The organism is Sphingobacterium sp. UBA7249 (assembly GCF_002472835.1).
GTDB classification, from domain to species: domain Bacteria; phylum Bacteroidota; class Bacteroidia; order Sphingobacteriales; family Sphingobacteriaceae; genus Sphingobacterium; species Sphingobacterium prati.
This window is the reverse complement of sequence record NZ_DKST01000010.1, coordinates 86,519-103,232: the sequence shown is the minus strand read 5'-3', so window position 1 is coordinate 103,232 and position 16,714 is coordinate 86,519. Positions and strand designations below refer to the sequence as shown.

Sequence of the window (16,714 nt, the reverse complement as noted above, 5' to 3'; positions counted from 1 at the left end):
AGTCTAAGTAATTTCAGAAAAACAATTCTAAATCCTATATTCGGCTCCATAATTTTTTTTATGAGAACCAGATCTATACCTATTGCAATAGCGATTCTTTCGCTTACGACTGCCGCCAATGCGCAGACAGCTAGTGTCTATGGCAAAATAACGACAATTGATGGGAATCCGGCGGAGTCGGTAAACTTAACCATCACAGGAATCAATCGACAGACCCGGACCGATAAGAATGGAAATTATAAGTTTGATAAATTGAAAGCGGGTACTTACCAGGTAATTGCTAGCTTTACAGGCTTAAATCCGATTGAAAAGGAAGTAATCCTTGAAAATAATAGGCCTTCCGTGGCGGATTTTATTTTAAATGAAAATTACGCACAACTACAAGAGGTATTGGTGTCTGCTTTCAAAATAAACAAAACCGTAAGTTCCGTAGCCAAAATGCCCTTGAGCAATATAGAGAATCCACAGGTATATAGTACAGTCTCCCACGAAATTTTAAAACAGCAGGCCATTACAAATTTTGATGACGCATTGATCCGCAATGTTTCAGGCCTGAGCCGAACATGGGAATCAACCGGTAGAGCAGGCGATGGTGGCGCCTATTTTTCCTTACGTGGTTTTGAAGCCCAGAGTAATCTTGTAAATGGCTTGCCTGGCCTGTCAAGCGGCATCCTCGATCCAGCTGGCATAGAGGAAATTCAGGTATTAAAAGGTCCTTCCGGAACCTTATTCGGGGCAAGTTTTTATGGGTATGGTGGTGTCATCAATACCATCACAAAAAAACCTTATTTTGACGATGGTGGCGAAGTTTCCTTTAACTATGGTAGCAACAACTTGTTTAGGCAAACAATTGATGTCAACGGTGTCTTAAATAAAAACAAAACCCTCGCGATAAGGATTAACTCTGCGCTGCATCAAGAAGATAGCTTTCAAGATGCCGGTTTTAAGCGCTCTGCTTATTTTGCACCAACGCTGACTTATCAGGTAAATGATCGGCTCACCGTCAATTTAATGACCGAGTTTCTTGCAATGAAAAGAGCCGTCCCGCCGGTCTTCTTTCACTCGGACAGGGTAGCAGCGCTTACCTTTAAAAATATTGCGGAGCTCAACCTTGACCCAAAACTTTCCTTTACAGGTAATGATTTAACGATTAAAAATCCGCGAACCAATATCCAGGGCGAAGTGCTTTATAAAATCAATGAGAAATGGAATTCACAGACAGTTGTTTCATTTGGAAAAGTAAAGGCGGATGGAATCTATACTTATATATGGGGCAACCAAGGTAATCTCTTCGATCAATATTTCCATAATGAAAATCAAAAAACCAGCACATATGATCTGCAACAGAATTTTAATGGCGATTTTAAGTTGGCAGGGTTAAGAAATCGGCTTTTGGTCGGCGTTGATTATTTCTCAAGAGATATAAAAGAAAACGGATCGGGTTGGGCAGTAGGCCGTCGGGTAACTCCACAGGGAGAAATTAAAGGTCCCTTGGGCGAAAACTCTGCCGTATTGGAACCCGTGGCGCTAAGCAAAGAGGCTATTGACAAGTTACTGGCAGGTACGCAGGCGGGGGATCCTTCGCATATCAAGAATAGCTCATTTAGCCTATACGCATCTGATCTATTGGATGTAACAAACAGGTTATCATTGATGGTGAGTTTGCGGGCAGATTATTTTGACTCAAAAGGGGATGTTTCCAATACAAATGACAACTACAGCCAATGGGCACTTTCGCCAAAATTTGGTATTGTATATCAAGCCGTAAAAGATAGAGTCTCCATCTTTGCGAATTACATGAATGCCTTTTATAATGTTGCACCCAGCATCACATACGATGATAATAACGTAAAAACAGGAGTGCAATCATTTAAACCAGAGCGGGCCAATCAGTGGGAATTCGGTACGAAAGCAAGCTTGATAAAGAATAAACTCTGGACAACACTGGCTTTATATGACATTACTGTTGCTAATAGGGTGTACAGCACACCAACAGGATCGGTACAAGGTGGTAAAGTACAGAGCAAAGGTGTCGATTTTGATATAGAATCATTACCTTTTCCAGGGCTTTCATTGAAGGCCGGATTTAGTTATAATAACATAGAAATAATAGCCGGTAATGGAAACGATTTCTACAATGAAAAAGGACGCGCACCTGGGGGTCAGGGCCCAAATACCTTGGCGAATTTTTGGAGTAGCTACCAGATTCAGCAAGGTAAACTTCGGAATTTGGGCTTCGGAATAGGAGGGAACTATGGTGGAAAATACAAGGTGATAGATAATAGTGTGACAGGCGTTTTTGAGCTCCCAAGTTATACGCTCTTGAACGGAAGTATCTTTTATTCATTCAATAGATTCCGTATAAATTTCAACGTGAACAACATAAACAATAAACAGTACTATATTGGTTATTGGTCTGTCAATCCACAGCAGAAACGAAACTTTGTCGCAACGCTCTCCTATAAATTGTAAAATGGATTCGTAACAATGGGGAACAATAAAAAGGTACATACCTAAGGACTGATAAAAGTAAAAGGCAGATCATGACATAATCTGCCTTTCTTGTTTTTAATACAATAGGGTTTCAAAAAAACAATTCAGATCAATTATCGCCACAGCCAGCGAAAGGTATCTAGCGGCTATATTTTATGGGCCAGCCTGGATAAATAAAAGTTACTACCTCGCGTTACATTGTTTACTTATGAATTGATTTATATTAATGTTGTGCTTTTTAAAGTTTTGTACAACCAGCATTTTTATTTTTTCAAATTGTTGAGCTGGTAGACCATCTTGTTCTTTCGCAGCCATATAGAAGTAAGTCCCTTTGTATTTTTGGAGTATAGAACGGACTGAAGCAAAGTCCATATTATCGAGTATATCCTCTTTGGGGTCCTCAGCACGTGGCACTGCAATAGATGTACTGTACCGGATGGGCCTAAACGTCGAATCTACCGCATGCCGACCAAATGGCGTAGGCAAAGATTCTTTGGGATTATACACTGTAAGGTAAATTGGCATGGTTAAACTATCGTCCTCGCTAAATACGCTCTTGTTCATCACAGCATAAAATTTGGCGGATGGATTGATCACCGTTAAGTCGTAATCCACACTATCGGGATGTCGGATATACTCCTCCAATAATTTATTGTCTTCTGCATGGCGCAGGCCAATCACATTGATTTCGACACCATAGGGATCCTTCGCGATATGGGGACTAAACGCTACTGAAGCCTGGGGATCGTTGGTCCATAAAAATACTGGGCCGAACGCAAGGGCGTATTCTGCGGCAACTTCTTTGGCTTTCTGTACATTATTTTCATAGGTTGTTTCCATGCTGAGAATAGCATCTCGAAAACCTGCCGATTCTCTGTCCCGCTGTTGCTGAATAAAATCAGCACCGCAAGTTCGAAAAAGCATCACGACTGCAAATACGGCTGATATCGGAATAGCGATGTACTTATAATCACGTTTTTTAGATTCTTCAAGTTGAGAGACAAGCGCTTTTGCGGTATTGTTGTGCTTGTTATCTACAACGACATCGCTGGCGGTGGCATTTTCTTCGGGAGGCTCAGCTTGAGGAGCTAATGCCCGCTGCTCCAGACGATATAAAAGTTCCGCCCTGAACGCGGTAAAGATAATGGCCTCAGCGGCAGATTTTGGGTGGTCCGGATTGAAAAGCCAAACCAGCTTTTTCCCATTATTGAGTTTGATCCGCATGGATGGTGGGGGTGCCTGAAGCGGACCATAGGGTGGTATACTGTGTATATCTTGGTAAAGAATACGCCCATAACTAAGAGATGTAAACCCTTCCTCATCCAGACTGATGGTATCTATTGCTCTGGATTTTTTCACAAACCGCCAGATTCCTAGCCCCATCAGGCAGACCATTATTATCATATTAGGCCAAAAAATCCATTGTACATACTCCATAAGCCATACAGTCAGCAGCATGGTGACCAATGGTATTCCAGCGAGCACGAGTAGTAGATAGAGAAGTCCGCTGCTGTTTTGATATTTGAAAGTGTATTGTTTCATCGTATATTCTATCTCAAATAAGCCGTTTATTTATTTAGATCAATACGCTAAAACTACGACAAATAAACAAGTAGAAAAATCCATGAAAACAGGGATTTAACAATCCACTGCTCTTAGGTAAAACTGTTTAAAGATGCTAAACAATCTGGCTCAATTAGCTGTATAGAAACCAAAATTTTACTTTTATCCGGATGTATTTATTAGTTAACTTTATGCAAAAATTTACAATCCGTTATTTACTTTGCATGCGTCATATTAGCAATCTCATTGTTGGCATCCTACTATTTGTTTCATCCGTCCATGCGCAGGTCATGGATACTGCTCTGTATCAAAAATATAAACTAGCCCAAAACACTTTCCATAGATTTGAAAAAGAGCATAGGGGCACCGTCCAGGGTGCCAATCACCGTATCTCTTATCTCAGATGGGGCAGTAATACAGACAAAGTATTTGTCTGGTTACCGGGAAGTTTATTGTCTGCCTATGACTTTTATCCCTTTGCAGAATCGCTTGTCAAGGCAGGTTACTGTGTTTTGTCTGTCGATCATTATGGTCATGGATTAACAACGATACCTGATCGCGACCTGGATTTCTGGGATTTTGCCGATGATCTGGCAGCAGTGATGGATGAACTGCAAATTAAGAATGCAGTAGTGGGAGGGTTCTCAAGGGGCGGTTACCTCGCGACAGCGTTTTATGATAAGTATCCCGATCGGGTGAATGCGTTGGTGCTGGAGGACGGTGGTTCGGTCCATTTCAAATCTTTATTTAAACAAATGGATGCAGCTCAAATAAAGAGCTTCTTTGAGTCGTTGGAACCACCAATAGAAGTTCAAAGATTGCTCTTTGATGTCTATAGATCAGACTTTGAAATCTATAAAAACATAGATCAGATTGATGGCTCAGCACAGCAATGGCAGATTTTTGGTTTTATAAAACATAAAGACAACAATAGCTTTTTATACCATGGTCTCAATGAATACATGAATATGCAGGATAGCACACATTATGTTCAGGTATTAAATACACCTTCGAAAATTAGCCGATATGCTTCTTCCATTGCAAGGGTAAATCCAATTGCAACTTACCGTTCATTGCGCGTCCCAATATTGCTAATAGATGCCATTGGTGAAAATGATTCTTTTGACGCACAGGAAGGTAATAGGCAACTAAAATCTCTACACCCTGATTTGGTACAACATCAGCTATTTGATTGTGCTGATCACAACGTACACTTTTCATGCCCAGAAGATTTCTTGAAGGCACTCAAAGATTTTTTAATAAGGCTTTAACTACTGTCATCACCACGAATAACATCCCAGTTAAAGTCCATCTTTATCGACAAATTATTCAATTCCTGGCAGCTAACGCTGATAGAAAAAGCAGGTCTCGCTGTACCATACTTGTGGTATGTCGATGTCCTTTTTAGCACCTGTCGTTCTGAAAGCAATATAGGCAACAATTACGCCGAGGACTATGTTTATGAGCCACCTTATTTTATCAGTACCTTGCTAAAGGTTAACTTACCACTCTCACAAATGCTGCAGCAGTAGGTGGCGGGTAACTCGTCAAATAAAGTACCAGCAACAATGTCTTGTGTACTATCTCCCCATGTTGGGTCATAAATTGTTTGACAAGCTTGACATTGATAAAGCGTAATTAAACTGACAGGTTCTTCAGAAACCTGAGCTGGTGGGATTTCACTTAACTGCTGTGTGGCCAATTTGCTTTGAAATTTATAAAAATCCTCACATAAGTCCAAAATGACATCGATAAGTTGGGCGCGCTCCACAGGTTTTCGGTAGGTGAGAAAATCCCGCGAATTGGGGTTAAAGTCCCGTGTATGCTGCACTTCAAACCAGGATTTATGCTCAGTAGCGCTGATGAAACGTAAAATTATAGATCCCCAAATACCAGTTTTGGGCTGCATTTTAATACCAAAACTGAGTTTGTAGGTCCGAATATCCAACCAATTCATCCGATGTACTAGTTCCTGCTTGATAGCTAAGGCGCTGGGATCAAAATCATCGGTCATCCAATTGAGCTCGTTGAGCGCATGGCGTAAATTGATCCGGTGCTGATCCAATATAAGATCCCAGGATGAACGGGTAGCAGGCTGTATATCCTTGATAATAATAGATTTCCACGGAGTGGTATACAATTGACCGATCCTATGTTGTAGACACAGGTTGCATATATCACGTAAAAAAGCAATTGAAAACGTTTCGGAACGCCTGTAGACGCCCAACCATAATCGATCTTGATAAGCATTGAAACCTTCATAATAGGGGAGCTTAAAGGCCGGTTCCGAAAAGGGTTGTCCTACTGGTTGAAACAGAAATTTTCCGGATGCAGTTGCTAACTCTTCCAATTTTTGCCCGAGTTGCTGTCCGTCGTTCGCGTTTTTGACTGACATCCCGAACATCATTGGCTCCAACAATTGGCTTAGCATCGCAATATCGTCGGTATTCACCAGGGTGGACCAGGTATAAAATAAGCTGCTTTTTGGAAACCGAAGCTGTAGGTGCCAATAATTGCTAAGCTCAGAGGTGATGAAATTGAGATTACCGGTATAATAGGGTACAAGAGACTGGCTAGCGTCGACAATATTTACCTTTAATCTGGGGTTGAAATCAAAACTGTCCAAAATATCTTTATATACCCCTTCCCGTATCCATGCACTCTGATTGAAAATACCGTCAGCGACATAGGAGCTAACAATATTTGGATGAATGTCATGTCCAAGTTCATAATGAAAATCCAAACTGAGCAGGGTATATTCCAGATCTTCAAACTGAGCATCGTTAACACGGAAATAAAGCTGCTGCCGGCTACCAAACTTAACTTCCTTTATACCGGCTTCAGCTAAAGGCTCCAATAGATTGGCGAGTTCGCCCGTAGAGATTGCACCACCCGTAAGATTAATTTTAACAAATTGCTCCGTGTTAATTGTATTACTTTGCATAAAGTTGTGCCTCCTTTTCGTTATCGGTAATATAGTTCTCTAGAATGCTCTTCACTTCCGGTCGGCACGAACCACAACCCGTGCCCGCTCCTGTAGAAGTACATAATTCTTGAAAATCAGTACATCCATCGCTCATTCGTCTGATCAGATTACCTTCACCAACCTGACTACAGGAACATACCAATCTACCTGAAACTGCTTCTTTGGCTGTCCCGCTGCGTAAAAGCTGTAAACGCATTTCGCTCAATTCAATTCTATTTGCGATCAAGTTTTTGAATTCGAGAAATTCGTTTTTGTCACCAATCAGTATGGCACCGACAAGTCTATCGCTGTGGATAATACACTTTTTATAATATCTCTTGGCTTTATCAATAAAGACAATTTCTTCATATTCCTCATTTGGAGCTTCAGCCAAGCCAATACTGCATAGGTCAAAACCTTGAATCTTGATAATATTCATAAATAAGCTCCCTTTATAATAGCTACTGATATCACCTTGAAGGTAGTTGGCGACTACAGCAGCCTGTTCTTCGGCTGCTGCCGTTATACCATAAAGTGTACCTTCAAACTCGGCAATCTCACCGATGGCATAAATTGCTGGATCGCTAGTTTTCATATGCTGATCGACAACTACGCCGCGTTGGCACAGCAAATTCGCCTCTTTAGCCAATTCGATATTAGGGGTAGTACCAATGGCCAAAATGACGGCATCGCATTTGATCTGTCGACCACTTTTTAATTCAATTTTAGTCAGTTTATTGCGCCCGCAGTAGAGTTGCACTTCATCGTTATAAAATATATCGCAACCAAGGTCTACCATCTGCTCATGGAGGAGCTGGCTTCCCAATGGATCCAATTGTCTATTTAGAAAACGCGAAACCCGTTGTATAATGGTAATCTTTGTTCCGTTTTCACGAAGTGAGGCTGCCATTTCCAGCCCCAATAAGCCACCACCGACGATAACAACATGCGCCTCCTTCGGAAGATATTTACTGAGACGGTCAGCGTCCGTTCGGCTCCTCATCGTAAAAATGCCGGGCAGTTGCGGCACATGCCTGGGCAGGCCAGGCCGACTGCCGGTAGCGAGAATCAGTACATCATAGTTGGTTTTTATTCCCCTGGAATCGTAGACACACTTATTGTCACGATCGATAGCAGTAACCTGTACAGCACGAATATGCTGTATTTTTAATGCAGCTTCTTCAGCATCTTGCATCTTGACGAGTTGTTCCCACTTGAGTTCGCCACTGATGTAATGGGGCAACATGACGCGATTGTAAAAAGGTGAATTTTCATTGCTAAAGATAACGATCTCATCGTCTCCGTTCAACTCGCGAAATGACCGAACAAAACCATGCGCACCTGCGCCTGCGCCAATAATAACGATACGCTCTTTTTTCTTAATATGTTTTTCAACACGCACCGCACAGAATTTGAAGTCGGGCTCTTTGGAGATGGGATCAACTAAATCATTTGTTAGATTGTTGGCCCGATTAAGGTCGGATCCCAATATTTTCCCCCAATGCATCGGAAGGAACACAACGCCAGGTTTAATGCTGTTGCTGACACGTGCCCTGACACGAACCTCTCCACGAAGGGAGTAGATATTAGCCAATTGACCATCCCTGAGATCAAGCGATGCTGCATCGCTTGGATGAATTTCCAAAAATGCATTTTGAATGTGTTGGTTGAGTTTACTGACTTTGCCGGTTTTTGACATGGTATGCCATTGGTCACGTATGCGACCGGTGGTGAGAATAAACGGGAAATTCAGGTCAGGCATTTCGCTAAGATACTGGACTGGCGGGCTATGCAATTGTGCACGGCCGCTTACCGTATGGAATTTGTTGTCCACGAATAAACGCGCAGTTCCCTTTTTCTGATCCACGTTGAAAGGCCACTGCACGGTATTCAGGCTGTCAATAAGCGTATAATTCAAGCCCTGTACCGTGATGTTTGTCCCGGCAGTCAATTGCACATGTTCCTTATAGATATCCTGGGGTGTTTGATATGCAAAGCCCTTAAAGCCCATTTTCTCTGCAAATAGTGAAAAGATTTCCGCATCTGGGCGAGCTTCACCAGGTGGGTCTATAGCTTTATGCAGGTGACTGATCCTTCGTTCCGAGTTGGTCATTGTACCCTCTTTCTCTGCCCATGCAGCAGCGGGAAGAATAACATCGGCAAAGGCTAAAGTCTGAGGTTTATTGGAGATCTCTTGCACAACGACAAATTTGGCTTTATGCAAGGCCTTTTCGACCAAACGTACGTTGGGCATACTGGTCAATGGATTGGTACAAAGTATCCAAATAGCTTTGAGGCGCCCATCTGCCAATGCTTCAAACATCTCTGTAGCCGTAAGCCCGGGCTTTCCACTTATGATCGTACCGGACCAGAATTGCTGCAGTTCGTCGCGATGCGTTTTGTTGTCCATGTCCCGATGAGCTGGCAGAAGATTGGCCAAGCCGCCGACTTCTCGGCCCCCCATGGCATTGGGCTGTCCAGTAAGGGAAAATGGGCCACTCCCAGGTTTACCAATCTTTCCAGTGATCAAGTTAAGCGCAATCAGACTTAGGTTCTTGTTGACACCCACCACGCTCTGGTTGAGTCCCATTGTCCACATGCTCAAAAAGCCTTTGGATTCGCCGATATAACTGGCCGCACGTTCGATATCTTCAGCTGCAACACCGCAAATCGCTGCAGATTCCAACAAGGTGCGCTCAAAGACCCGTTCTTTGTATTGCGCGTAACCTTCGGTATGATGTTCTATAAAATCAAGATCCACATCTCCCTGCTCAATGAGCAATCTTCCCAATGCATAGTTGAGGACAATGTCTGTTCCGGGATTGATCTGCAAATGTAGATCTGCCAAGGCGCAAGTATCGGTAACCCGGGGATCAATAACAATAATTTTGGTGGCTGGATTCTTGGCTTTATGGGCCTCGACACGCCTCCAAAGGATAGGATGACACCATGCAGGGTTGGCACCTGTGACCAAAAAGCAGTCTGCGATTTCGATATCATCGTAGCAGATCGGTACACTGTCTTCGCCCAGTGTCTTTTTGTATGCTGCAACTGCACTGCTCATGCATAAACGAGAGTTTGTATCAATATTATTTGTGCCGATAAACCCTTTGACGAGCTTATTAAGAATATAATATTCCTCGGTGAGACATTGCCCTGAGGCATAGAATGCGACAGAGTCGGGGCCGTATTTTGCAATCAGGGCACGAAATACGGCCGCTGTTCGTTCCATCGCGTCATCCCAGGAAACACGCTGTAGGGGAGCAGAGCGATGATAACGCATTTGCGGATAAAGCAACCTATCAGAGCGGTCATTTACCGTATACTGCAAATTCATTCCTTTACTGCATAGCTTCCCCTGATTTACTGGATGTTGTGTATCACCAGCAACAGAAATCAGCTGATTTTTTTCTACGGTTATTTCTACCCCACAGCCTACTCCGCAGTAGCAGCAAGTGCTTTTGTAAACGTTGTTCAATTTTTTGTTCATACCAACATACTAGTTTTGCACTTCTAACGAGACAGCTTGAATAGCTGTTTGGCTTTTCGGGCGGAAACGGACAAGTAAAACTGTGAATCCGATCAAGAACACACCGATACCGATGTATTGAAAAGCGTCAGCATAACTCAATGTCTCGGATTTGAAAAGAAAGCCAACCAACATCGCACCGATATTGCCGCCAGCTCCGACAATCCCGCTTACACTACCGATATTATCCTTGTTGATAAAAGGCACAATGCCGTAAGTACATCCGTTTGCCATCTTTAGGAAGAGGGCAAAAAGCAGCATGGTAATAATTGCTAGCACCAAGGTGTTGGATGTGGAAAAAAGGCTGATACCTATTCCTTCTAAAAGCAATAATATACCAAGGAGTACCCCCTTGCCCTTGATCCCATAAGTTTTTCCTACTTTATCACTTACCATACCGCCCAATGCACGGGCAAAAAGATTCATACCGCCAAATATGCTGGCCAATGCTCCCGCCACAATGATGCCCGTATCAAAACGATCAATAAAAAAAGTTGCTGCCACATTGTCTACAGTGATTTCTATTCCGAAACAGGCCGCATAAGCAAGAGTGAGTACCCAGACTCGATAATCTTTTAATGCAAGCAAAAATGAACCATTTTTTTTCGAATAGGACCTTGTGTCTGCAGGAAGGTCATTAAAGTTACCATTAGGCGTATCTGTCGTATAACGGTAGTAAATCCAAGCCATGATAAGTAGAATAATTCCAGGAACTACCATTGCGATTCGCCAGGAATCTGAATGACTCACAAAGCCCATTCCAGCAAATGTAGCTGCTATAAGCGGCATAACTAAATTGGTAACGCCCCCACCAAGATTTCCCCAACCGCCGGTCACGGCATTTGCTGTCCCAATGATATTGGGCGCAAACATCATTGACGTATGAAATTGAGTAATCACAAACGAAGCACCAATAATACCGATGAAAAATCTAAACAATAAAAATGATTCGTAGCTATTACTCAGACCGATAAGCATGACAGAAATAGAACCAGCCACCAAGAGGATGGTATAGGAAATCCTTGGTCCCAAAGTGTCACACATTTTTCCAACAAATAATCGTGCAACAATAGTAGCGGAAACAGAAGCGATAATGATATTACCGACTTCGCTTTTACTCAGTCCAAGTTGTTCGCGGACCAATGGCATGAGTGGCGCAACGCCAAACCACCCAAAAAAACAGAAAAAGAATGTAATCCAAGTAATGTGAAAGGTGCGCATCTGTATGCCTCTGAAAGAAAAGACACGGAGCTTGTCAAGTGGCTGAAGTTGTTGGTTCATGGTTTTGTAAGTTTATGGTTGATGAAAATGGTAATTACATAGCAATATTTTGTTTTTTAGTACTTCTTATATTAAATCACCTCATTATAATCTATTTTTGGATAACCAAAACTATTTATAACACACTAATCACTCATATTTAACATATTTTTATTTATGAAATTGACAAAAACATAAAATATAATAGATAATACAATATATTTTACACGTAAATCATATTATTAATACAATATTTCAATCAAATTTACCAAAAAATATGATATATATCATATTATATATTCATAAAAAATAAATATCAATATATATTATTATAAAAAAACGAGTAAATAATAAATAATATGATGAAAATAAAGATATTAAATAACTAAAAACACCTAATAGAAAGTATATTATAAAAATAAACCCATTAAATCAGAAATAAATAAGATATAAAATCAAAAAATCAAATATTATCAAGAATTTTGTAGAGAAAAGGATAGCTTTTTTGTTCTGAATAGTGATATTTCATTCAAAAAACAAAAAATCACCTCAGTAATTAACAAAAAAGGGGCGTAATATAAAAATACCTTTTTTGCTCCGAATACTTTTAATATGCTACCTTGAGCATTGCAAATGAGAAAATATAACGCTATAATGTAGCGAATAGACTGAAAAATAACTGAGAAAGATCGGGAGGATAGCCATATGCACGAAGTCGATCGCCACTAAAATCGATAACCCAAGGATAAGGCGGTACGAATCCCAGCGAATGGGCCTTTCGTCTTCAGCGTGACTCCTTCGGAATCAACTTCTTTTTTGAGGTCTAACACATCAATGTCAAAATCCTCCAACTGTTTACGCAGTTCCTCTTGTTCATCAGTATTTAATTGGGTTTTCCCCTCAAAGGTACCGTTATTAAATCCGTAGTTGGGACCAATAATTCGCCAATCTAGATAGATATGCTCGCCGAGACGCCATTGGCTACCAATAGCTAGTCCAGCTGTCAAGGCATTCAAGGCACCCGAAATCGGAACTTCCTTTTGGTAATCTGGTTCTTCAACCGACAGTATGGTGCTAAGGCTATAACGTGCATATTTTACGAAAGGAGCAAAGTAGAATCCTCTGAAAGCATCATTATTACCGAGATAAAAGCGTATTTCCGGTGTAAAGGAAAATGCCCCAAATTTCGCTCCACCCAGAATGTCACTTGGATCATCAATGGCAGATTCCCATATCGAGCGGAAGGGAAGCCCAGATTTAGGACGAAGACTTAATGTCGCATTTAGTGATACGCGTTGTTGAATCGCCTTTTCATATTCGAACGCAACATTCCCAACCGCCAATGGCAAGATATTTAATTTAATTAAATTGGTATTTTCCTGTGCTTTTAATCCCGACATCGCCAATATTCCGATGATAAGTGTAACTAGGTAGTAATGTTTCATATTGATATTTTAAACTGATCCGGCCTATTGGCGTAGATGAACAAATCCAAGCTGTAGGATGTATAAATTCCTTTATCCCGTCCTTTACCCCAATAACGTTATTTAATAGGACTTATTTTATCTCATTAAGAACATAAGAGGTAAATATAAGGTTTTTACTAAGAGAACATTATAGTGTTCTTATTTATTTGCCTTTCTTTGAATAGATTAAAAGCTTTTGCGAGATGCCGTAAACGTCACTTCCCTGAAAAATTTTGTATTTATAAACTATCGATAGCCCTGTTTTGTTATATCAATGAATCAATCCAATAAAAAATGGTGGACACGACGGCTACACGAATCTCCATTAATGCGCAGTTGAAGAGGGCGAGATCATTGGAATCAGAAGGTAGTACCGAAGAAGCAATAAAAGATTATAGGGCTATTATCACAAAAGATAAGCTAAATGTGGATGCCTACAATCGATTGATGGTCCTTTTTCGTAAGCAAAAAGATTACAAAAAAGAACATCAGATCATAAAAAAGGCGCTCCTTGCTTTTGAAAAAGAGATCAAAGAGAACCAGCGCGAGTGGAAAAAAACAAACCGAAAATCTGCCGATCTAAGTGAAAATTTAGCCAAAGCATTGGGATTGCTGGACAATCTTGGTGACCCGATCTATGACGACCCTCAGATGATGACCTGGCGAAAGCGCCTACGGGTAGTGGAACAAAAACTGAAATAATATATTGGCCAGATTCGGCCAAATTTAGGCCAATTATATAAAATCCCACAGCATCTTTCCCGATAACTTTGTCAAATAGCGTTAAACAAGGTTATCATGAAAGAAAAAGTACAAAAAATTATTGCGAAAGTCGTCCCTGAGAAATCGGCTGACCCGATTGCCGATGACGATAGACAAGTGAACAGGCTATACTTCAATTACGCAGGTATGTATCTGTTCCCCCTATTTCCGATGGGGGATCTGTCCGTCGTTCTCCATGAATTGAGGCGGACTTGGAAGAAATATGCCGAAAAACGGCATAGCGCCAAGCAACAGCATGTTGTTTTTAAAGGAGTAAAGAAATGAGGTGGGATCTTTCATTTGTTTCTATTAGTGTAGGCATATTTTTCTTTTTACGGTCCGCCAACGGCCAGGTAAGAGATACGGTACAGCCTATGAACCTGGTAAAAATATGGGAGTCAATAGCCTCCCATAACCACCAGCTAAAGTTACAGGGTCTCAAGAGTGTAGCTGCTTCTCTTGCCATTATTGAGGCGAAAGATCAGTATTTACCTACGATTTCTCTCAACGGGGATTTTAAACTCAACACTAAATTCCTCCTGTATCCAGAAGGACTGTTCTCTGCTCCACAGGATGTGCCGGTATCCGGTTATGGCTATGGGCTGGGTTACAACCTAAACCTCAATCTTTACAATGGTGGCCTCGATAAAAGAAATATTCAGCTAAAAAAGGAAGAAAAGTTGGCCATGCAATTTGAATACGAATTGCAGCACAACAATCTAAAGTATATAACTGCTGTCGCTTATTATGAACTATACAAATTCATGAAATTCAAGGAATTTATTTCTGCCGAAATATCCGCTGAACAACGCCAGCTATCGACAATCGAACATCTCTACAAGAATGGAATTGTCTTAAAGAGTGATGTGCTGCGAATCGCTGTTAAATTGGACAATTTAGAACTCCGCCGGTCTGAAGTACTCAAAAGAATTGACCTTACGAAACAGAAACTGAATGTGCTCATGGGCCGCGACGAAATGGAATCACTCCAGATAGCACTTCAAGAAGACTTGAACCCTGATCTGCAGGATGTTCATACATACGGTGATTATATTGGCATTGCCCAACAACAGTCTCAGGAATTTAAAATCATTGAATCCACGATCAAAACCAGTGAATTAAAACTAAAGCAGGTGAAATCTGCCACACGGCCAAAGCTCTACTTATACTCGAACTATAACTACACCTATCCGCAGATCTCATTCTATCCATATAGCAATAATTTATGGGGATTTGGGCAGACGGGGCTCAAAATGCAATGGTCTATTGACAATGCATTCAAAAGTAAACATGCTGTCGCACAGGCCAACATACATATTGAGGAACAAAAGTCAGTCATGCTGATCAAACAGGAAGAGGTTAACCTGAAGATCAGACATGCATTCCTGCAGCGCGAACAGGCCCAACAACAGGTAATAACAGCTGAGAAAAACATCGCGCAAAACACCGAAACTGTCCGGGTCATCAAAAACAGTTACCTCAATCAGGAATCCTTGCTGACAGATCTGTTAGAAGCAGAAAATGCATTGCTTGAAGCCAAGTTTAACCACATATCTGCGTTGGTCGAATTAAAACTAAGCCACATCCAATTGTTGGCGATAACAGGGATACTTTAAAATATATAAGATAATGAATAAGAATAAAATAGATAAGGTCGTGGTCACTTCCACGAAGTACTTTGGTATTGTCTTGCTTACGGGCATGCTGGGCTGGGCCATGCTATACCTATGGCGAAATTTACAGTATGAGCAGACAAATGATGCACAAATAGATGCTTACTTATCGCCCATAAGTGCCAAAGTGGGTGGATATATCAGTAAAATTTATTACAACGATAACCAACAGGTACATCAAGGCGATACACTTGTATTGATTGAAAAAGATGAGTATCGACTCAAACAGAAGGCCGCTGCAGCCGAGTTGTTAAGTTCGCGTGCGAAACTGCCGATCTTGGCGGCAAGTGAAGAGACACAATCCAAAAACATTGCTGTAATCAGTGCACAATTAATGGGGGTCCAGGCAAAATTAGAGCAACAACGCAAAGAGTTTGAACGATATAAAAGCCTGCTGGCAGATGAATCGACCACACAACAAAAGTTTGACCTCGTGAATACAACACTCCTGAGCCAACAATCTGACTATGCCCAGACAATAGCGTCTCTGGAGGCCGCCAAATCAAGACTCAAGGATATACAAGCTCAGCGAGCTGCAATTGCCGCTGAAATAAATATCAAAACGGCGCTATTGGAGCGACAAGAACTTGATCTTCGGTACACCGTAATAACGGCACCTTTTGATGGTCGTATTGGTAAGAAAACCATTCAACAAGGACAGCTTGTGCAACCGGGGCAAACATTAGCTTTTTTGCTCAATGAGGCCGAAAAAAAATGGGTAGTCGCCAATTTCAAAGAAACACAGATCAAGTCATTTCATATCGGACAGCGGGTTGCTATAGAAACAGACGCTTACCCCGAAGAAGTATTCTCTGGAGTAATCGAATCGCTATCGCCAACGACAGGAGCACGTTACTCGTTGTTGCCACCGGATAACGCCACCGGTAATTTTGTAAAAATCATCCAACGCATCCCCGTCAGAATTAAATTGACCGGTAATTCGGAGATGCTATCTAAACTCTCGCCCGGAATGAATGCCAATGTTTATGTTTTAAAGAAATAA

The 16,714-nt window shown here is 41.4% G+C and carries 11 protein-coding genes; 6 read left to right on the top strand and 5 right to left on the bottom strand.

The annotated features are described in order from the left end of the window. The first annotated feature begins 60 nt into the window (after positions 1-60). The gene (locus B4A24_RS06510) at positions 61-2,472 is read left to right on the top strand and encodes a TonB-dependent siderophore receptor (protein WP_293943689.1); all 2,412 of its coding nucleotides are present in this window, start codon (positions 61-63) and stop codon (positions 2,470-2,472) included. 204 nt (positions 2,473-2,676) lie between these two features. Here B4A24_RS06510 and B4A24_RS06505 read toward each other — a convergent pair whose 3' ends face one another. Next, on the bottom strand, positions 2,677-4,035 hold the full coding sequence (locus tag B4A24_RS06505) for a hypothetical protein (protein WP_293943687.1): 1,359 nt from the start codon (positions 4,033-4,035) through the stop codon (positions 2,677-2,679). A gap of 212 nt (positions 4,036-4,247) precedes the next feature. Here B4A24_RS06505 and B4A24_RS06500 point away from each other — a divergent pair, with 212 nt between their 5' ends. Next, the gene (locus B4A24_RS06500) at positions 4,248-5,327 is read left to right on the top strand and encodes an alpha/beta fold hydrolase (RefSeq protein WP_293943685.1); all 1,080 of its coding nucleotides are present in this window, start codon (positions 4,248-4,250) and stop codon (positions 5,325-5,327) included. Positions 5,328-5,527: 200 nt separating this feature from the next. Here the strand turns inward: B4A24_RS06500 and B4A24_RS06495 are convergent, their stop codons facing one another. The 4 genes from B4A24_RS06495 to B4A24_RS06480 all read right to left on the bottom strand — a co-directional run bounded on the left by B4A24_RS06495 (position 5,528) and on the right by B4A24_RS06480 (position 13,255). Beyond that, a complete protein-coding gene (locus B4A24_RS06495) occupies positions 5,528-7,000 on the bottom strand; it encodes a rubredoxin (protein WP_293943683.1) in 1,473 nt (490 codons plus the stop codon). Then, positions 6,990-10,511 (bottom strand): nitrate reductase, encoded by a 3,522-nt coding sequence (locus B4A24_RS06490; protein ID WP_293943681.1) that lies wholly within the window; start codon positions 10,509-10,511, stop codon positions 6,990-6,992. The genes B4A24_RS06495 and B4A24_RS06490 overlap by 11 nt, the downstream gene beginning before the upstream one ends. A gap of 9 nt (positions 10,512-10,520) precedes the next feature. Next, the gene (locus B4A24_RS06485) at positions 10,521-11,831 is read right to left on the bottom strand and encodes an MFS transporter (protein WP_293943679.1); all 1,311 of its coding nucleotides are present in this window, start codon (positions 11,829-11,831) and stop codon (positions 10,521-10,523) included. 704 nt (positions 11,832-12,535) lie between these two features. Further along, positions 12,536-13,255: a DUF3575 domain-containing protein gene (locus B4A24_RS06480; RefSeq protein ID WP_293943677.1), complete on the bottom strand. Its 720-nt coding sequence runs from the start codon at positions 13,253-13,255 to the stop codon at positions 12,536-12,538. Between the two features lie 315 nt (positions 13,256-13,570). Here B4A24_RS06480 and B4A24_RS06475 point away from each other — a divergent pair, with 315 nt between their 5' ends. From B4A24_RS06475 to B4A24_RS06460, 4 genes are all read left to right on the top strand, one after another. Continuing rightward, on the top strand, positions 13,571-13,978 hold the full coding sequence (locus tag B4A24_RS06475; RefSeq protein ID WP_293943675.1) for a hypothetical protein: 408 nt from the start codon (positions 13,571-13,573) through the stop codon (positions 13,976-13,978). 96 nt (positions 13,979-14,074) lie between these two features. Next, entirely contained in the window at positions 14,075-14,323 is a 249-nt protein-coding gene (locus B4A24_RS06470) for a hypothetical protein (RefSeq protein WP_293943672.1), read from the top strand. Beyond that, a complete protein-coding gene (locus tag B4A24_RS06465) occupies positions 14,320-15,654 on the top strand; it encodes a TolC family protein (protein ID WP_293943670.1) in 1,335 nt (444 codons plus the stop codon). Before B4A24_RS06470 ends, B4A24_RS06465 begins: the two co-directional genes overlap by 4 nt. Positions 15,655-15,667: 13 nt before the next feature. After that, a complete protein-coding gene (locus B4A24_RS06460) occupies positions 15,668-16,714 on the top strand; it encodes an HlyD family secretion protein (RefSeq protein WP_293943668.1) in 1,047 nt (348 codons plus the stop codon).